16 protein-coding genes are annotated in these 17651 nt (G+C 61.4%); 8 read left to right on the top strand and 8 right to left on the bottom strand.

Features of this window, described 5'->3' with window-relative positions:
* The first annotated feature begins 85 nt into the window (after positions 1 to 85).
* Entirely contained in the window at positions 86 to 1705 is a 1620-nt protein-coding gene (locus OHL11_RS01765; RefSeq protein ID WP_263369755.1) for a mechanosensitive ion channel family protein, read from the top strand.
* Between the two features lie 268 nt (positions 1706 to 1973).
* On the opposite strand, the gene OHL11_RS01760 is transcribed toward OHL11_RS01765, so the two are convergent.
* A complete protein-coding gene (locus OHL11_RS01760) occupies positions 1974 to 3635 on the bottom strand; it encodes a S10 family peptidase (RefSeq protein ID WP_263369754.1) in 1662 nt (553 codons plus the stop codon).
* Between the two features lie 156 nt (positions 3636 to 3791).
* Here OHL11_RS01760 and OHL11_RS01755 point away from each other — a divergent pair, with 156 nt between their 5' ends.
* Positions 3792 to 5165, top strand: a complete 1374-nt coding sequence (locus tag OHL11_RS01755; RefSeq protein ID WP_263369753.1) for an L-lactate MFS transporter — start codon at positions 3792 to 3794, stop codon at positions 5163 to 5165.
* 10 nt (positions 5166 to 5175) lie between these two features.
* A complete protein-coding gene (locus OHL11_RS01750) occupies positions 5176 to 5352 on the top strand; it encodes an MFS transporter small subunit (protein ID WP_263369752.1) in 177 nt (58 codons plus the stop codon).
* Between the two features lie 61 nt (positions 5353 to 5413).
* On the opposite strand, the gene OHL11_RS01745 is transcribed toward OHL11_RS01750, so the two are convergent.
* Positions 5414 to 6418, bottom strand: coding sequence for an LLM class flavin-dependent oxidoreductase (locus OHL11_RS01745; protein ID WP_263369751.1), 1005 nt, complete (start codon positions 6416 to 6418; stop codon positions 5414 to 5416).
* Between the two features lie 82 nt (positions 6419 to 6500).
* Here OHL11_RS01745 and OHL11_RS01740 point away from each other — a divergent pair, with 82 nt between their 5' ends.
* The gene (locus OHL11_RS01740; RefSeq protein WP_263369750.1) at positions 6501 to 6971 is read left to right on the top strand and encodes a MarR family winged helix-turn-helix transcriptional regulator; all 471 of its coding nucleotides are present in this window, start codon (positions 6501 to 6503) and stop codon (positions 6969 to 6971) included.
* A 14-nt stretch (positions 6972 to 6985) separates the two neighbouring features.
* Here the strand turns inward: OHL11_RS01740 and ruvB are convergent, their stop codons facing one another.
* The 3 genes from ruvB to OHL11_RS01725 all read right to left on the bottom strand — a co-directional run bounded on the left by ruvB (position 6986) and on the right by OHL11_RS01725 (position 11242).
* Entirely contained in the window at positions 6986 to 8098 is a 1113-nt protein-coding gene (ruvB, locus tag OHL11_RS01735) for a Holliday junction branch migration DNA helicase RuvB (protein WP_263369749.1), read from the bottom strand.
* Positions 8099 to 8216: 118 nt separating this feature from the next.
* Positions 8217 to 10097, bottom strand: a complete 1881-nt coding sequence (locus tag OHL11_RS01730) for an NHL repeat-containing protein (RefSeq protein WP_263369748.1) — start codon at positions 10095 to 10097, stop codon at positions 8217 to 8219.
* A gap of 161 nt (positions 10098 to 10258) precedes the next feature.
* Complete coding sequence (locus OHL11_RS01725; protein ID WP_263369747.1) at positions 10259 to 11242, bottom strand: NAD-dependent epimerase/dehydratase family protein; 984 nt, start codon at positions 11240 to 11242, stop codon at positions 10259 to 10261.
* A 224-nt stretch (positions 11243 to 11466) separates the two neighbouring features.
* On the opposite strand from OHL11_RS01725, the gene OHL11_RS01720 reads away from it, so the two are divergent.
* A complete protein-coding gene (locus tag OHL11_RS01720; protein ID WP_263369746.1) occupies positions 11467 to 12117 on the top strand; it encodes an Nmad2 family putative nucleotide modification protein in 651 nt (216 codons plus the stop codon).
* A 146-nt stretch (positions 12118 to 12263) separates the two neighbouring features.
* Positions 12264 to 12569: an FmdB family zinc ribbon protein gene (locus tag OHL11_RS01715; RefSeq protein ID WP_263369745.1), complete on the top strand. Its 306-nt coding sequence runs from the start codon at positions 12264 to 12266 to the stop codon at positions 12567 to 12569.
* Positions 12570 to 12659: 90 nt separating this feature from the next.
* Here OHL11_RS01715 and OHL11_RS01710 read toward each other — a convergent pair whose 3' ends face one another.
* On the bottom strand, positions 12660 to 12905 hold the full coding sequence (locus OHL11_RS01710) for a hypothetical protein (protein WP_263369744.1): 246 nt from the start codon (positions 12903 to 12905) through the stop codon (positions 12660 to 12662).
* 192 nt (positions 12906 to 13097) lie between these two features.
* The gene (locus OHL11_RS01705; RefSeq protein ID WP_263369743.1) at positions 13098 to 13550 is read right to left on the bottom strand and encodes a hypothetical protein; all 453 of its coding nucleotides are present in this window, start codon (positions 13548 to 13550) and stop codon (positions 13098 to 13100) included.
* Between the two features lie 217 nt (positions 13551 to 13767).
* Between OHL11_RS01705 and moaA the strand changes: the two genes are divergently transcribed.
* Together moaA and OHL11_RS01695 are read left to right on the top strand one after the other, a co-directional pair.
* Positions 13768 to 14850 carry a GTP 3',8-cyclase MoaA gene (gene moaA, locus OHL11_RS01700; protein WP_263369742.1) on the top strand — a complete coding sequence of 361 codons (1083 nt, stop codon included), beginning with the start codon at positions 13768 to 13770 and terminating at the stop codon, positions 14848 to 14850.
* Positions 14851 to 15026: 176 nt separating this feature from the next.
* The gene (locus OHL11_RS01695) at positions 15027 to 16178 is read left to right on the top strand and encodes a sensor domain-containing diguanylate cyclase (protein WP_263369741.1); all 1152 of its coding nucleotides are present in this window, start codon (positions 15027 to 15029) and stop codon (positions 16176 to 16178) included.
* A gap of 143 nt (positions 16179 to 16321) precedes the next feature.
* Here the strand turns inward: OHL11_RS01695 and OHL11_RS01690 are convergent, their stop codons facing one another.
* Positions 16322 to 17482 carry an alpha/beta hydrolase gene (locus OHL11_RS01690; RefSeq protein ID WP_263369740.1) on the bottom strand — a complete coding sequence of 387 codons (1161 nt, stop codon included), beginning with the start codon at positions 17480 to 17482 and terminating at the stop codon, positions 16322 to 16324.
* Positions 17483 to 17651 lie beyond the last annotated feature (169 nt).

The raw sequence follows: 17651 nt of genomic DNA, 5'->3' as shown, positions 1-17651 counted from the left end.
ACCTGGAGCACCCGGTTACAGCTTTCTTCAAGCGCCATACAAAGCGTCTGGTATAAACGCGCATCGGTACAAACTGAGAGCGTGTATGCCCAGACCTGATTTTCGTCGCTTCGTTCCGCTGCTGTTTCTCCTCGCGCTCTGCGTGCGGCCTTTGCGCGCACAAGCAAGTGCGGACATCGTGCATCCCAGCATGATGACGCATTCGCTCAACGAGGACGCGCCTGTGATGTTGCGCGGCAAAGAGCTCTCTCGCGTGCACGGCATCCTGTCGTTCCCTGCAGACGCTCGTGCGGAAGCGATCGGGCAACACCTCGAGCAAGTGGCGCGAGACCTCACGTTTGACCCCGCAAACATCAAGGTGAACAACTACGCGAGCACTACGGACATTGCCGCCGGACGATTGGTGCTGACCAGCATCACCAACCTCGATGCGTCCTTCGTGGGCACAAATCGGCAGGCGCTTGCGGAGAGCGAAGCCGCCAAGATTCGCAGCGCTATCTCGGAGGCGCGCGGCACGTATTCGCGCAAAGCGCTCATTCACGGCAGCGCGCTCGCATTCATTACAACCGCACTACTCTTCTTCCTGCTGTGGAGCATGGCGCGGATCTTTCCGCGGCTCTATCGCGCGCTGGAACACTGGTGCCATCTGCTCATCCCTGCACTGCGCATTCAGGACTTCCAGGTCATCTCCAGCGACCGCGCCGCGGAAATTGCCGTCGCGCTTGCGCGCTTCGTACGCGTTGCGCTGACAATCGCGCTGCTCTACGCATGGGCGTCGCTTTGCCTGCGCTTTTTCCCTTGGACGCACGCGTACTCGGAGACGCTCGTGGCGTACATCACAACGCCGCTCGCCGCGGGTGGGCATCGTGTGCTCGACTACCTGCCGAAGCTCTTCACGATTGCGATCATCGTCTTCGTCGCAACGTACATCATCAAGTTCACGCGGCTCATCTTCAGCGAGATCGGCAAGGGCAACCTCACCATCTCGGGCTTTCATGAGGAATGGGCTCAGCCAACGTACAAGATCGTGCGTGTGCTGCTGCTCGTACTCACGCTCATCGTCATCTTCCCGTATCTGCCGGGCGCGAAGACGCCGGCGTTTCAGGGCATCACGATCTTCCTAGGTGTGTTGATTTCGTTCGGGTCGTCCTCTGCGGTAGCGAACATTGTTGCGGGTGTGATCCTCACCTACATGCGCGCGTTCCGCATCGGTGATCGCGTGCAGATCGCCGACACTACCGGCGACGTCATCGAGTGTTCGCTGCTGGTGACGCGCGTGCGCACGATCAAGAATGTGGAGATCACGATTGCGAACTCACAGGTGTTGGCCGCGCATATCGTGAACTACTCGGCCGCGGCGCGCAACAGCGAAGGTCTCATTCTGCACACGACGACGACGCTCGGCTACGACGTGCCGTGGGACACTGCGCACAAGTTGCTGATCGAAGCTGCGATGAAGACCGACGGTATTATCGCCGAGCCCAAGCCGTTCATTCTGCAGACGGCCCTTGATGATTCGTATGTGGCGTATGAGTTGAACGCGTACACGAACCAGCCGCAGCGCATGGCCGTGTTGCTCTCGGAGCTGCATCGCAACATCCATGTGACGTTTGATGAAGCGGGTGTAGAGGTGATGTCGCCGACGTATTATGCGCTGCGCCAGAGCAAGCGCTCGACAGTGCCCGGTGCGGAGCCGTTGGAGTAGTTGACTTCCTGAGGCATCCTGCAAACCCAGGTCTCAGAAGCGAGACCTGGGGCACCCGTTCGTGGTGCTAGGAAGTGCTTGAATGGCCACGAACGTCGGGTGCCCCACGTCTCGATTTTCAGAGACGTGGGAGAGTGATGATGTTGGCAGAGCCAGACTCTTCGGTCTCCGCGAAGCTCTCTGGAAACCCCATCTCTTGCATCGAGATGAGTGGCAAGAGAAAGGGCCCACTCGATGGAGTGGGCCCTTTGCTTTGCGAGACGACAGCTTACTTCGTAGCGTCTTCGTTGCCCTTGATGAACGCAGCGGTCTTGTCGTGCAGCGCCTTGCGTGCGTCGGGGTTGATATAGACCATGTGGCCGGTGGGGAAGAACTTGTAGTCGATGTTCTTCTGCAACTCCGCCGGAATCTGCAGATGCTTCATCTCGAACTCCGACGCGAAGTACAGCGTGCCGAGATCGAAGTAGCCGCCCATGAGCAGGATGTGCATCTTCGGGTTCACCTTCAACGTGTAAGCGAGGTCGCCCATCACGTTGGCCTGGCCGCGGCCGTTGCGCATGTTCCAGTTGAAACCCGGTTCACGAGCGCTCGGCTTGTAGGTCATGTTGTCGCCGAAGTGCAGCGTCGCGTGCGCGTAGTGGTTCTGCGCCGCGTAGATCGCCGACTCGATCGACTCGGTGAAGGGATCGTAATCCGATTCCTTGCTGAGCGGGTCCATCGCCGGGCCTTCAAAGCGTGAGTCGAGACGACCGGTCGTGATGCCTGCGGACTCCTGCAGATACTTCGAGAACTCGCCGCCGCTCAAGCGAAGGTTCGCCTTAACCCACAGTGATGCCGGAATGCCGGTGTAGCTCTCCAGCTTCGCCGCGACGGCAGCCTTCTTCGCAGGGTCGAGGTCCGCACCCTGCAGCAACGCTGCAGCGTACTCGCCCACGGCATACTGCTCGACCTCGTGGATCCACGGCTCAAGCGTTGCGGGCTGGCCGGGCACCTTGTGATGGAACCAGGCGGTTGCCGCAAAGCTCGGCAGTGCGAGGAAGAAGCCGTTCTCGTTGCCAGGGTTGCGGTCCGAACCATCGGCCGAGTTCTGAAACGATAGGATCTGGCTGAGGAAGACGACGCCGTTGAGGTCCACGCCCGACTGCTGCAGCTTGCGCGAGAGCGCAGCGTCGCGCGTCGTTCCGTAGCTCTCGCCGAAGAGGAACTTCGGCGACATCCAGCGATCGTTCTTCGAAAGCCAGCGGCGGATGAAGCGATCGAACGCCGATGCGTCTTCGTCGATGCCGTAGAACGCCTTCATCGCATCGCGGCCCTGCACGCGGCTGTAGCCTGTGCCTGGTGCGTCGATGAAGACGAGGTCGGCGACATCGAGCAGCGAGTCGTCGTTGTTCACGAGCTTGTAGGGACCGCCGAAGGGATGCTGCAGGTCGGGCAGCTCCACGCGCACGGGGCCAATGCTCGACATGCGCAGATACATCGTGGCGGAGCCAGGACCGCCGTTATAGATAAAGACGACCGGGCGCGTCGCAGGGTCCGCACCCTTGGCGAAGTACGCGGTGTAGAAGATGCGCGCGGTCGCGGGCTGGTCTTCGACCTTCGCGGGCAGGTCCACGCCGGCTTCAGGCAGCACGCGGCCATCGAGGCCGATCGTCGCGTCCTGCGTGTCGTTCGCACCCACAGTAATGAGGCCCGCAACAGCGCGGTAGTCGATCTTCTTGCCGCCAACGGTCACGGAGCCTTCGCTCACAGCATCAGGCACCACGGCCGAAGGTGCAGCGGGCTTTGCCGGCTCCGTGGTGACGGTGGTGGTCTGTTTTTCGCCAGCAGGCGCGGGAGCATGGTGCTGCTGCGCGAGCAGGGCGGGCGCCATAGTGAAAGCCGCAGCGAGCGGCAACGCCAAGGCTGATGGACGACGCAAGAGGAAGGTCATACGGGCTCTCCGAGCGGGTAAATGTTCTTTCTCTGTCTACTGTAGGCCATTGCACGACCGCGCTCCTCGCCGCAGCACGCCAATGTTAATTTTTCGGCCCTCGCCGCACTCGCGCCTTTCCGATTGCATCTAGTGGAGCGTAGAGTGCTGCAAACTATGGCCAACTTTCTCGACCGCGAACGTTCCGTTGCCCACCCCGGATTCAGTCGGTGGTTTGTGCCGCCCGCTGCTTTGGCGATCCATCTTTCAATCGGGCAGGTGTACGCCTTTTCCGTATTCAAGAACCCTTTGCTTGCGTTGCACGCAGCCGATGGCGCGGCCTGGAACCTGAAGCAGATCGGCTACATCTTCTCACTCGCCATTGCGGTGCTTGGCGTTTCGGCCGCTCTCTTTGGCGCGTGGCTGGAAAAAGCCGGTCCGCGCAAAGCGATGTTCTATGCGGCGATCTGCTTCGGTCTCGGCTTTCAGATCGCCAGCTTCGGCGCAGCACAACATTCGCTCGCGCTGATCTACTTCGGCTACGGCGTCGTGGGCGGTGTTGGACTAGGGTTGGGCTACATCTCGCCGGTCTCCACGCTGATCAAGTGGTTTCCAGATAGGCCGGGTCTTTCAACCGGGCTTGCGATCATGGGCTTCGGCGGTGGCGCACTCATCGGCGCGCCGCTAGGCAACAACCTGATGGCGTACTTCAAGGCACACGGCGATGCCAACCCGATTCCGCACACGTGGATCGCGATGGGCGCAATCTACTTCGTGCTGATGATGTACGCCGCGTTCACCATTCGCGTGCCCGCACCGGGGTGGAAGCCCGAGGGCTATGTGCCGAAGCAGTCCACCAACGCGCTCATCTCCACGCACAACGTAGCGGTGGAGCAGGCATGGAAGACGCCGCAATTCTGGCTGCTCTGGATCGTGCTCTGCATGAACGTCACCGCAGGCATCGGCATTCTGGAGCAGGCTGCGCCGATGATCCAGGACTTCTTCAAAGGCCAGATCTCTCCTGTCGCCGCGACAGGATTCGTGGGCCTGCTGAGCCTCTTCAACATGGCTGGCCGCTTTCTGTGGGCCAGCGTTTCGGACTTCATCGGTCGCAAGGCAACGTACTTCTGCTTCTTCATCCTTGGACCACTCATGTTCTTCTTCCTGCCGTTCACCGGCTCTAACCACATGAACTCAGTCGTGGTCTTTGCAACGCTGGCCTGCGTGGCGCTGTCGATGTATGGTGGCGGCTTTGCGACGATCCCCGCTTACCTGAAGGACCTCTTCGGCGGCTATAACGTCTCGGCGATTCACGGTCGTCTGCTGACGGCATGGTCGACGGCGGGCATCATCGGCCCCCTTATCGTGAACGGCATTCTGGACCACTACAAGGCCACGGGGCAGAACCGCCTCGATGGCTATCGTCTGGAGCTGCACATCATGGTCGCGCTGCTGCTCATTGGCTTCGTGGCGAACCTGCTCGTGCGTCCTGTAGCGGAGAAGTACTGGATGAAGGACGCGCCCAACACACCCGCGCCGGCAGGCCACTAAGGAGAACGCTATGCGTGAAACGAAGACATCCTCCCCGCTGTTGATCGCGCTGGCCTGGCTGCTCGTAGGGCTCCCGCTCAGTTGGGGCATCTACAAGTCTGCGCTCAACGCCGTGAAGCTCTTCCAGTCAGCGGCGCCCGCAGCAGCGGCGCCAGCAGCTACGAAGGCGCCAGCAGCCACAAAGTAGTTCTCCTCAAAAGGAAGCGGAGTGCGCTCCATCGCGCACTCCGCTTTTTATCGCTCCGGCTTTAGCCGATGAGCGGCTTTACCTTGGTGCCGAGCAGTTCGATGGCGCGCATTTGCTGTGCATGCGTGACGCCGCCGCCGCTCATGTGGACGCCTACACGCGAGACGCCGCCGAGCGAGTCGTTGTAGTGCTTCATCTTCGTCGCGACGGTCTCAGGATCGCCCACGAGAAACGCCGCATTCGGCGAGCACTGCGCGACGAAGCTCTCTTTCGAGATCGGCCCCCAGCCGCGTTCGCGACCGATGCGCGTAAAGACCTCCTGATACATCGGCCAGTATTGATCGATGGCCTGCTCGGTCGTGTCGGCGACGAAGCCCAGCGCGTGCACAGCAACGTCCGGCTCACCAGCGTGGCCGCCGCGCTTCCACGCGTCGCGGTAATGGTCCACGAGCGGACGGAAGCGGTGCGGCTCGCCGCCAATGATGGCAACGGTGAGCGGCAGGCCGAGCAAGCCCGCACGAGCGAAGCTGTTGGGAGTTCCGCCCACGCCAAGGCGCACCGGCAACGGCTGCTGCACCGGTTGAGGATACACCGCCTGCCCGTTCAGCGAGGCGCGATGCTTGCCCTGCCAATGCACGCTCACGGACTCGCGCAACGTCAGCAGCAGGTCGAGCTTCTCGGTGAAGAGCTCATCGTAGTTCTGCAGGTCGTAGCCGAAGAGCGGATACGACTCGATGAACGAGCCGCGACCGACGACGATTTCCGCGCGACCGTTCGAGAGGAGGTCGACCGTCGCGAAGTCCTGATAGATGCGGACAGGATCGTCGGAGCTGAGCACCGTGACCGCGCTCGAGAGGCGAATGTTCCTGGTGCGTGAAGCCGCGGCAGCGAGGAAGATCGCAGGCGACGACGCAAGGTACTCTTTGCGATGGTGCTCGCCGATGCCAAAGGCATCGAGGCCAACCTGGTCGGCCAGCACTACCTCTTCAATCAGGTTCTGCGCGCGCTGCGCATCGGTTTCGCCAAAGCGGCTGACTTCTACGAAGCTGTCGATTCCAATCTGCATGGCATTCCTGCTCTCCGCGCGTGCATTTTGCGACGCGCTCTCGTCGTTTCCAATTATATTGATGATGATAGATTGGATTTCGATGCAAAAGCCTCGACAACCCGGCGAAGACGTACGCGGCAGCGATGTATGGCTTGTGATGACGAAGGCCTACCACTCGTTGCTGGCGTACACCGCGCGCACGTTGCGCGAAAGCGGTCTGAGCGACTCCGAGTTTCGGCTGCTCGAAGCCTTGCTGCATAAGGGTGCGCAGTCGATCCACGGCCTGAGCGAGCGCGTCTTTCTTTCGCCAGGGTCCGTGAGCGTCGCGGTGGACCGCCTGCTGCATCAAGGCTTCGTTTCACGCACCGAGTCTGTCGAAGACCGCCGCATGAAGCTCGTTGCACTCACACCTGAAGGCAAGAAGCTGATTGTGCGCGTCTTCCGCGCGCATCGCGAGCAGATGGACACGCTACTCGCCGAAGTGCCCGCGAAGGAACGCAAGCGACTGGCCGAGACCCTGAAGACCCTCGGCAAACGCGCAGCCCGCGAGAGCGCGACGCACGCCGAATAGCCGACGATCGTGGTCTAGCCGAATAACGTGTTCTTGCGCGGCATCTCAAGCCCGAGGTGCTCATACGCAAGGCGCGTAGCCACGCGGCCGCGCGGCGTGCGGTCGAGGAACCCGATCTGAATGAGGAACGGCTCGTAGACCTCTTCGAGCGCGTCCTGCTCCTCGGCAAGCGCGGCGGCAAGCGTGTTCAGGCCCACAGGACCGCCATCGTACTTCTCGATAATCGTGCGCAGCAGGCGGCGGTCAAGCTCGTCGAAGCCGTGCGAGTCCACCTCGAGCATGTCGAGCGCAGCCATCGCGGTCGCGCGGTCGATCTTGCCGTCGGAACGGATCTCCGCGTAGTCGCGCACGCGGCGCAGCAGGCGGTTGGCGATACGCGGTGTGCCGCGCGAACGCACCGCGATCTCGGCCGCACCGTCGGAGTCGATCGGCACGCCCAGCACCTCCGCCGAGCGCTCCACGATGAAGCGCAGTTCGTCGTCGGTGTAGAACTCCAGACGCAGCAGGATGCCGAAGCGCGAGCGCAGCGGCGAGCTGAGCAGCCCCGGGCGCGTCGTCGCGGCCACGAAGGTGAACGGTCGAATCTCCAGCGTATGCGTGCGCGCGCTCGGCCCCTGCCCGATGATGATATCCATCTGGTAGTCCTCGAGCGCGGTGTAGAGCTTCTCTTCAAGCACCGGCTGCAGACGATGGATTTCGTCGAGGAAGAGCACCTGCTTCTCGCGCAGGTTGGTCAGGATCGCCGTGAGGTCGCCTTGAATCTGCAGCGCCGGGCCGGAGGTCTGCTGATAGGCGACATCCAACTCATTCGCAATAATGGTCGCGAGCGTCGTCTTGCCCAGGCCCGGGGGGCCAAAGAGCAGCACGTGGTCGAGCGCTTCGCCGCGCGCCTTGGCCGCTGCCAGCGCGATCGCAAGCTGCTCCTTGGCCTTCGACTGCCCGATGAACTCAGCGAGGCGCTTGGGGCGCAGCTTCAGCTCAACGGCATCTTCATCGCCATCGAGCCGACCCGCGGAGACGAGCCGTTCCGCGCCCTGCGAGGAAATTCCGCTCGAGCCGTTGCCGTTCAAATCGAGCGACTTCTTCTTGCCCGCGAAGGGCGAGTTCGGGTTGAATCCGGAGGCCATGTCTTAGGCGAGGATACGGCGAAGATGCGCCGAATACAAATGCTGTGTCGCACACAGAAAAAAGCCGCTGCCCTCGCGGAGTGGCAGCGGCAAAGCTAAAACATGGAGGGGTGAAGCGTTAGGGGCGGTTCGCCGTGTAGGCTCCGTAAGGTGTCGTGAGGTTGGCCGCTACCGGAGTTACTGTCGGCACGCTTGCACCCATGAACTCGTAGAGATAGCTGTCGGACAAACCGCCGCCCCAAAGATTGCCGGCACCATCCACAGCAAGGTACCCAGATGCGGACGAGGGAATCGTCTGCACGATGGCGCCGGTGCTGGAGTTGATCTGATAGACCGCCTTCGCTGTTTGGCTCGAGGCCCAAACGTTGTTGCCTGCATCCGTAATGATGCTGCGCGGCGACGCACCCACAGTCGTATTCGCGATCAGAGCGCCAGCCGACGTAATGCCCGTAACCGTTCCGCCACTTAGGTTTGCAGCCCACACACGGCCACTCGTATCGAGTGCGATGCCATAGATGTTGTTGTAGTTCGCTCCAGTGGGGGCATAGCAGGTGGCCACGGCAGCGTAGGTCACCTTGCAGATGGTGCTGGATTGGCCACCGGCCCAGAGGTTTCCTGCGGTGTCATAGGCGGAACCATAGCCGCGGGTAAGACTGGTGAACGGATAATCCTTCTGCATGACGCCGGAAGAGTTGATACGTGAGAACGCATACGAACCACCGTAGTTGCCTTCCGTTACATCACCGTTTGACGCAGCGATGATCGACGTGGGGCGATAAAATTCGGTGTTTGTCGTGTTGGTAAAGACGTTCTGGAGGCTTCCATCGGCATTCAAAGCCGTAATGGAGAACGTTCCAAAGTCCGCGAGCCAGATTGCTCCGGTTGTCGACACTGCAATGCCATCGACGTCGTTGAAGGCCGCTGCTGTGGGTGCAAAATTTCCAAGAGAGGCGCCCAAGGGAGAAAACTCGGGAACGGAACCAGCCCCAGCGATCCAGATATTTCCGGTAGCGTCGATCGCCGTTCCAAAGCCATACGACACATTCGTCGGAAACTTCAGGACAGCCGTGAAGGTGGTAGGCGCCGCGCTAAGCGCAGGGGCAAATGCAGGTGTCGATGACTGCAAGGCAAACAGCGTCGCGATATTGCTCACCGGGTTATGCACGATATTGATCGCTGCCGAAGCCGTATCCGTGGGCGTGACCGAGTTCGCCGTGGCGTTGGAGAAGAGCGTGTTGCAGATCGTCTGGTCCTGATCCGTCGAGTTCACGCACGCGGTGAGGATGTTTGCCACGGAGTTCACAAGCGTCTGCGGAGCCGTGCCCGCGGAGTTCGAGGCAGGCTTGGCCAAGGCGACACCGGTGCTCAGCGTGGCAAGGTTCGCCGCGCCAGCGAAAGCATTGGCAATGCCGGTCTTGGCGAGAGTCGTGGCCGAGCTGGAGACGTGCTTCGCGTCACTCGCGAAGCCGGACATCGCATACGCCGCCGCCACGGTGCTTACTTCGTTTACCCAGATCGTCGGCGTGGTCGCGGCGAAGTTGCCTGCCGCCGGGCAGCTGCCCAGCACGGCCATAAAGCTCGCCGAAGAGTTCGTACCCGCGCCGGGGTTGCCACCGATGGTGTACAGATACACCTGCTGGCCCGCAGTGCAGGTGTAGTCACCGCCGATCGAGAACGAACCCGCCGCATCGGTCGTCACATAGTAGGCGCCGTTCGTATCCACACCGGAGTTGTTCGGCTCGTTCGTCAGCACGGAGGCGTTCAGCAGCGAGAGCGAGGCGTTCGCCGTAGAGGCTGGAATACCGTTTCCACCGTAACCGGTCGTGTTTGCCGCGTAGAGATAGACATGCGCGCCGACAACGGGCTGCTGTCCACCATAAATCTTGCCTTGCAGAGCGGTGCCTTGAATGGCCGTCTGGGTGGTGTCGGTGGGGCTGAGAGCGCAACCGGTCAAAACAAGAGAAGGAACAAGGGCTAGAAAGGCAAGTTTGTTCGACAAGACGGAAAATTCCTCGACGTTTGGAAGTGTGGTCACCTCCAGAATCGCACTCTGAGTAACGCAATGGAATGTTACTTTCGTGGAATCTTTCCTTGTAACCCAAAATTAAACCGCCTCGAGGCGATATGCCCGAGGCGGTTCCGTCGTTTACCGACTGTTGCTTACTTGGATGCGGTCTTAGCTTTTTCTACCTGCTCGGAGACCCAGGCGAAGGTCTTCTCCAGGCCCGTCTGCAGCGGCTGTGTCGGCTGCCAGCCGAGCTTTTCGAGAATCAGGCGGTTGTCGGAGTTGCGTCCGCGCACGCCCAGCGGGCCGGGAATGTGCTTGATCGTCAGCTTCTTGCCGGAGATGGCGATGACCTTCTCCGCGAGCTGATTGATCGTCACCATTTCTTCGGAGCCCACATTGACCGGGCCAGCGAAGTCGGGCGACTCCATTACCTTGCAGATGCCTTCGACGCACTCGTCAACGTAGAGGAAGGAGCGCGTCTGCTTGCCGTCGCCCCAGATTTCGATCTCGCCGCCATCCTGCGCCTCGGCTACCTTACGGCAGACTGCGGCCGGAGCCTTCTCGCGGCCACCGGTCCAGGTGCCCTGCGGTCCGAAGATGTTGTGGAAGCGCGCCACGCGTACGGGAACGCCGAAGTTACGGCTGTAGGCTGCGTAGAGGCGTTCGGAGAAGAGCTTCTCCCAGCCGTATTCGCTGTCCGGCGCGGCAGGGTAGGCCGAGTCTTCCGAGCACATGGGGTTGTCCGGGTCGAGCTGGTTGCGCTCCGGGTAGATGCACGCCGACGATGAGTAGAAGAAGCGCTTCACGCCCATCTTCACGCCATTTTCCAGCACGGCAAGGTTCACCGAGGCCGAGTTGTGCATCACGGCGGCATCATGCTCGCCGGTGAAGATGTAACCCGCGCCACCCATGTCGGCCGCGAGCTGGTAGACCTCGTCGATGCCGTCGAGCGCCTGCTTGACGATCTCTTCGCGGCTCAGGTCGCCGAGCACAAAGTCGTCAAGACCGAGATCAGTAAACTCGTGCTGCTTGATGTCTGCGCCGCGAACCCAATGGCCCTGGGCCTTCAGGTGCTTTGCGAGGTGACCACCGATGAAGCCGCCAGCTCCACCTACGAGAATGCGCTTCTGTGCCATGTACCCTGTGTCCTCTTCGTCGTGCTTTGGAACGTCTGATGCACGGCCGGTCTCTCGAATCGGCACCGCTGCCCACGTTCCTTGCGAACGTTACTCCCATATGGGAGCAAGTCGCTGGCAGAGCGTGAGATGCATCGTCGAGCGGTTATATGCATCATAGCCTACTCATCTGACGAGTTCTGCAGGCGGTGTAGTTACGGTAGTCGCTACACTGTGGAGGCGGGATGCGGACATTTCTTTACAAATTGACCTCGGATCGCGGGGGCGCTCCCTGCGCTCCGGCGCCGTCTGCGGGCGAGGACCCGCTGCTCACGCTTTCCATCTGCAAGCCGGCGATTCGCCGCACGGCTCAGCCCGGCGACCGACTGATCGGCCTCACCAGCCAGTCGCTGCACGCCAGTGAAGGCTATCCGCTCGCCGCCGTGATCTATGCAGCTGTGGTGGACCGCGCCGCGGAGCCCCGCGAATACTATGCACTGGACTCGCCCTTCGGCTCGCGCCCGGACTGCATCTACGCCTTCCATCAGGAGCTCGGCAGGCTCGTGCACTCAGGCCGCACACCACTCCACAGCGACGAGGCCTACCTGGCGCGCGACATCGGCTCTTACCCCTATTACCGCAACGCCCGCACACTGATCAGCCATGACTTCCGCTACTTTGGCGCGGGAGCGATGGTGATCCCACCGCGGCTGGAGCTGTTGCGACACGTCGCCGAGACGCTCGGCCAAGGGCATCGTGTCTACGAAGACGGCACGCCCGAGTCCAGGGAAGCCGACGCGCTCTTTCGCCTGCTCTGGAAGCGGGAAACGCGTTTCACGCCCGGCGTGGTGGAAAGCGAAGCTTCCGGGCATACGCCGCGCACGAAGAAGCGATAGCGCGCCGTCGAGCCAAAATGCCGCCCCTCCGATTCGTTATCTCCTCGTCTCGTCGGATTTCACGCGATCGTTGCGCCTGGCCGCCTTTGTCTTAGCGCCGGTCGATTATCCTAGACAAGACGCCATTTCAGGCGAGGATGAGCCCTATGCCGCTGTACGAATACGAATGCGAGAGCTGCCACCAACGGGTGGAGAAGATTCAGAAGTTTTCCGATGCACCGCTGACCGACTGCCCCCACTGCGGCGGCCATCTGGAGCGCACCATCACCGCGGCTGCCGTGCAGTTTGCAGGCGGCGGCTGGTACAAGGACCTCTACTCCTCGGTGAAGCCGTCCGCGGGCTCGGCAAGCGGTGGCTCGACGAGCAGCACGCCGAGCTCTACCAGCGACACGTCATCGACGAGCAGCCCGAGCGCGCCGTCGGCCCCGGCGTCAGCGCCGACGAAGCCCTAAAGCCATCTTCAACACTACGCAAAAAAGACCAGAGCGAGGCTCTGGTCCTTTCGTTTTCCGGGCCCGCAGTTCGGGCCCTGAATGCTTGTCCTAAATGCCCACGCCGAATTCGACGTCCTGCATCTGGTCGCCGGAGTGCGCGTAGAAGTCATAAGGCGTGCGGCGGTTGAACTTGTAGCGCTCGCGCAGCTCGCGGCCCACGATGAGGCCGAGAGCAACAACCGAAACGCCGGCCGTGGCGTAACCGATATTGCGCAGCACATGGCTTTCGCGCTGAGGCATGAGTGCCTCCTCCACCTGATTGCTGATCTTGCGGAACTTCTTACGTACCTTCATCGTGCTCACCTTCTGCCCTGCATCATAGCTCAAGAGAATCATGCCTGTATCAACCGCTGTCCACAGGCATCTGTGGATGGGGAAGCTCTCTCAATAATGCCGATGTCGTCAACAGCTCTCAAGTTGCCCACAGACGGCAAAGGGCGGCTAGCAACTGCGTCCGCCCGCTCGTTCTGGTGCGCTTTGCGACAGCTATGCGGCGCGCGATTGACGCGCCACCACCGGCGACGATTGCAGCAGGCGGACGAGGTCGTCCACCGAGACGATCTGGTCCTGCATAAGACCGGGGTTCCAGTCGCGACCAAGCGCCAGCGTCAACTCACGCACCGTCTGCTCCACGTCGTCATAGCCCAGGCCGAGGTCTTCATCGAGCGCATCGGTAGGCAGGATGGGGAACGCCACGCGCTGCACGTCCTGCAGATAGCGGTAGCTCGCGCTGGAAATGACCGGGTCGATGCCAAACTGCTCGAGGTAGTCGGCAAACGTCTGGTCGGTGACGCCTTCACGCTGTTCGGTGAGGCGACGCGTGCGGCGATACGCGGAAAACTTCAGCAGCCCATAGGTGCCGAGGATGACCGCGGCGATGATGGCCAGCGGCAGGGCTTGTTGCTCAAGCCAAAGGCTGAGGTTCACTGGGGTGAACATGGGAGTCAATTCCTCAAGTCGATCAGAAAGTTTTGATGCAGGTAGGCCCGCGTGCGTTGAAGCTTAGCCCTGTGACAGGGATGGCAAGATCCCCGAATCGATTTCAGGCCCAACAGGTCCGTAGACGGATGAAGAGTACTCTGAAAGTGATGTATCGACAGTATTAGGCAGGATGATGCCGTCGTCCAGCCATTTTTACATCTGAGTCCTTAACGAAATGCTTTTTTCTCAGACAGATCGCCCGCAGGAACCCGCCGTGGTCACCCCCGACACCCCGCTCACGCCACTGCGCGACGGCCTCGGTCGCGCCATCACGGACCTGCGCCTTTCGGTGACCGACCGCTGCAACTACCGCTGCGTCTACTGCCGCACCGGCGAAAGCGGCGCCCTGTACAGCGAGCTCTCGATGGAGCTGTACCTGCGCATGGTGCGGCTCTTCGTCTCCATGGGCGTGGAGAAGATCCGCTTCACCGGCGGCGAACCCCTGATGCGTCGCGGACTCACCGACCTGATCGCGGAGGTCTCCAAGCTGCGCATGGCGCGCGACCCCGAAGAGCGCCTCGACCTGGCACTGACGACCAACGGCCACATGCTTGCGCCTATGGCAAAGGACCTTCGCGCCGCCGGACTCAACCGCCTGACCGTTTCGATGGACGCGGTCGAGCCGGATGTCTTCGCACGCATCACGCGTGTGCAGGACGGCTTCCAGAAGGTGCGCGATGGCATTCGCGCAGCCCAGGACGCAGGCTTCGAACGCATCAAGGTGAACTGCGTGCTGATGCGCGGCTTCAACGACGACCAGATCGAAGGCTTTGCCGAGTTCGCCCGCACCGAAGACGTGATCGTCCGCTTCATCGAGTTCATGCCGCTGGAGGAGGCCGACGACAACCCGGAATCCTCCCGGAAGTGGAGCCCCGACACCGTCGTGACCCATGACGAGATCCTCGCGCGGCTCGAAAAGTTATATTCTGTGCAACCGCTTGCGCCAAATCATTTGTCTGAAACCGCACGGCGGTATATTTTTGCCGATAACAGAAGTGAGATTGGAATCATCGCGCCGGTGAGCCGTCCCTTCTGTGGGCACTGTTCGAGGATCCGCTTGACCTCGGATGGCAAGCTCCGTACCTGCCTGTTCTCGCAGATCGATCACGATCTGGCGGGAAAACTCATGCGAGGTATGGAAGATGAGGCGGCGCGTGTGTGGATTCGCGAAGTCGTTGAGAAGAAAGAAGCACGTCATCACATCGGGGAAGCTGGCTTCCTGAAACCCGGTCGGGCGATGGTGCATATCGGCGGTTAGCTCTAAAGAAATGCCGTAAACGTTACGGCGCCAATGTTCGTCACAACATCTACTGTTTTTTGGATCATCGCAATTCTGTAGAGATTTTTTGTCTATGCTTGAAATGCGACCGGGCCTGAAACACTGTTGAGCCGCCAGGTGATTTGAGGCAGATGACGTCACGGTTGAAACGCGGAATGCAGCGCCTTGGGGTGGGCTTTGGCCCATCGCGCCCCATCGTGGTCTTCCCCAAGTTCGACGACGTTCAGCTCTTTCACGAAGTAGCCCGAGCGCTGACCTCGAACCTCGCGCTCGAGCCGCTGCTGCGCGAAATCCTCGGCCTGATGGAGCGCTACTTTGGCCCCGAGCAGTGGTCGCTACTGATCTGCGACGAGGAAAAGGGCGGCGAGATGTACTACGCGCTCACCTCGCGCCCGGACCTCGATGAGCTCCGCGACCTGCGCATCGCGCCCGGCGAAGGTATCGCAGGCTGGGTAGCGCGTACCGGCAACCCGCTGATCGTGCCCAACGTGAAGAAGGACCCCGAGTGGGCAGCGTTTGCCAGCCAGAACCCTGAGCTGAACTTGAAGTCGATCGCTGCGCTGCCGATTCAGCACGGCGGCCGCTCGCTGGGTGTGCTCATGCTGCACAACTCTGAGCTGGAGCTGCTGCCCGACGACGCGCTGAACTTCCTGCGCGTGCTCTGCGACTACACCGCGATCGCGCTCGAAAACGCGCGTCAGGTAAAGCTCGTCCATAAGCTTTCCATCACCGACGACTGCACCGGCCTCTTCAACTCCCGCTATATGTACGAGACGCTGGAGCAGGAGATCGCCGTCCTGCAGGACCCGCAGATCGTGTCGATCAAGCGCGAGTTCTCGCTGGTCTTCTTCGATCTCGATCACTTCAAGAGCGTGAACGATACGCACGGCCACATCGTGGGCTCACGCCTGCTGGCCGAGGTCGGCAACCTCGTGAAGCGTACGTTAGGACCCGACCACTCGGCCTTCCGCTATGGCGGCGATGAGTTCGTGGTGCTGCTCCGCGGTGCAGGCAAGGCCGAGGCCACGGCGATCATCCAGCACCTGCGCGAGACGCTGATCAACACCGACCTGAATACCGGCGGCGAGGTCACGCTGCGCATCAAGGCGAGCTTTGGCCTCGCGACCTTCCCCGAAGACGGCGCCGATCTCTACAGCATCATCCGCGCCTCCGACACGATGATGTACAAGGCCAAAGCCGACGGCCGCAACTGCATCGCGATCGCCGACCCCCTCAACCCGCAGGTGTTCGTGGCGCCGAAGGTATCGCGTCACAGTGAGCCCACTCCCGTCGAGGCAAGGAAGTAGCACGCAGGGAATGCAAAAGGCCACCTCGTACAGAGGCGGCCTTCACTCTTTGCGTTCGATGAACTGGGTGCCCCAGGTCTCGATGCCCAGGTCTCAATGCTGCGACCTGGGTTCGCAGGATGCCTGCGCGCCCACGTCTGCCTCTACTTGAAAAGCAGAGGCAGAATCGTCACAAGGTTCTCACGCCACACCGGCCACTGATGCGCGCCTTTGGTTTCGTGCGCCTCCACCGTGTAGCCCTTGCCCTGTGCCCACTTTACGAAATCGCGATTCGGCTGCAGCAGATGGTCGTCGGTACCTACCGAGGTCCACAGCAGCTTGAAGTTCGCAGCCTTGCCGTCGGCCTTCGGGAAGCGTGCATCGAAGCCTTCGTTGTGCACAGCGGCACTCATCGCAGCGACGTAGGCAAACTGTTCCGGGTGCGAAAGACCGAGTTCGATCGTCTCGAGTCCACCCATCGAGAGTCCGCTAACTGCGCGGTGATTGCGGTCCTTCGCGACGTTGTACTCACGCTCCACGGCGGGGATCACCTCGGTCTCCATCGAAGCGATGAAGTGGTCGACGTTGTTGTTCACCAGCGCGGGCTGCGACCACTGGCCAAAGCCGCCGGTGAGGAACTTGTAGTCGCCATAGCCCTGCGGCATCACGACGATCATGGGTACGGCCTTGCCGCTGGCGATCATACTGTCGAGCACGAAGTGCGCACGCGCCACCTGCGTCCACGCGGTGGCATCGTCGAGGTATCCGTGCAGCAGATAAAGCACAGGATAGCCACCCTTCTTCTTCGCGTCATAGCCTGCGGGCGTGTAGACGAGGTACTCGCTTTGGTTGGCAAACTGGTTCACCGTGGCGTGCGTCGTGAAGTGGTGCACCGTCACCTCGCCGTGCGGCACGTCGGTGAGCTCCCACGGCATGGCGGGCGTGCCCGGCACCTGCACCAGGCTCTCAAGGCCGACGAAGCTGTTGTGCACGCGCCACTGCGCGGGGTCGGGCTGGCGTACGCCGTCGACGATGAAGACGTAATCGTAGATCTCCGGTGCGAGCGCCGCGGTGGTAACGCTCCAGACACCGTTCTCGTCGCGGGTCATCGCGAGCGGCTGCGAGAGCGTGTCCATCGAGAGCTTCACGTCCTGCGCGGTGGGCGCGGCGACGCGGAAGGTGACTGTGCGATCCGCATGAACCTCAGCCGAGCGCCCCAGCAGCGACGGCGGAGGCGGCAACACGGCCTTGGTGGGGGCAGCGCTCTGCGCGAAGGCGAGCGGCGAAACGAGGGCGAGTGCAGCGGCGAGCAGCGTGCGATTCATATCGCGAGTGTACGCCTGTGGGTGGGGAGGGTTTAGGGCCCAGGGTTTAGGGTTTAGGGTTTGGAAAACTCTCTCCTTAGCACGAAGGGGGGTTCACCAGTCTCGATCCAAGACGAACGAGTTCGCCAGGTCTCGACTCACCACAAATCCGGGTGCCCCAGGTCTCGAT

Origin of the sequence: Granulicella cerasi, from assembly GCF_025685575.1 — a bacterium.
Taxonomy (GTDB): Bacteria; Acidobacteriota; Terriglobia; order Terriglobales; family Acidobacteriaceae; genus Granulicella; species Granulicella cerasi.
The sequence above is the reverse complement of the archived record's forward strand: the minus strand, read 5'-3'. Positions and strand labels throughout refer to the sequence as shown.

Excerpts from the sequence above, each read along its gene's own strand:
- OHL11_RS01765 (WP_263369755.1), top strand. The coding sequence starts at position 86 with ATGCCCAGACCTGATTTTCGTCGCTTCGTTCCGCTGCTGTTTCTCCTC.
- OHL11_RS01760 (WP_263369754.1), bottom strand. The coding sequence starts at position 3,635 with ATGACCTTCCTCTTGCGTCGTCCATCAGCCTTGGCGTTGCCGCTCGCT.
- OHL11_RS01755 (WP_263369753.1), top strand. The coding sequence starts at position 3,792 with ATGGCCAACTTTCTCGACCGCGAACGTTCCGTTGCCCACCCCGGATTC.
- OHL11_RS01750 (WP_263369752.1), top strand. The coding sequence starts at position 5,176 with ATGCGTGAAACGAAGACATCCTCCCCGCTGTTGATCGCGCTGGCCTGG.
- OHL11_RS01745 (WP_263369751.1), bottom strand. The coding sequence starts at position 6,418 with ATGCAGATTGGAATCGACAGCTTCGTAGAAGTCAGCCGCTTTGGCGAA.
- OHL11_RS01740 (WP_263369750.1), top strand. The coding sequence starts at position 6,501 with ATGCAAAAGCCTCGACAACCCGGCGAAGACGTACGCGGCAGCGATGTA.
- ruvB (WP_263369749.1), bottom strand. The coding sequence starts at position 8,098 with ATGGCCTCCGGATTCAACCCGAACTCGCCCTTCGCGGGCAAGAAGAAG.
- OHL11_RS01725 (WP_263369747.1), bottom strand. The coding sequence starts at position 11,242 with ATGGCACAGAAGCGCATTCTCGTAGGTGGAGCTGGCGGCTTCATCGGT.
- OHL11_RS01720 (WP_263369746.1), top strand. The coding sequence starts at position 11,467 with ATGCGGACATTTCTTTACAAATTGACCTCGGATCGCGGGGGCGCTCCC.
- OHL11_RS01715 (WP_263369745.1), top strand. The coding sequence starts at position 12,264 with ATGCCGCTGTACGAATACGAATGCGAGAGCTGCCACCAACGGGTGGAG.
- OHL11_RS01710 (WP_263369744.1), bottom strand. The coding sequence starts at position 12,905 with ATGAAGGTACGTAAGAAGTTCCGCAAGATCAGCAATCAGGTGGAGGAG.
- OHL11_RS01705 (WP_263369743.1), bottom strand. The coding sequence starts at position 13,550 with ATGTTCACCCCAGTGAACCTCAGCCTTTGGCTTGAGCAACAAGCCCTG.
- moaA (WP_263369742.1), top strand. The coding sequence starts at position 13,768 with ATGCTTTTTTCTCAGACAGATCGCCCGCAGGAACCCGCCGTGGTCACC.
- OHL11_RS01695 (WP_263369741.1), top strand. The coding sequence starts at position 15,027 with ATGCAGCGCCTTGGGGTGGGCTTTGGCCCATCGCGCCCCATCGTGGTC.
- OHL11_RS01690 (WP_263369740.1), bottom strand. The coding sequence starts at position 17,482 with ATGAATCGCACGCTGCTCGCCGCTGCACTCGCCCTCGTTTCGCCGCTC.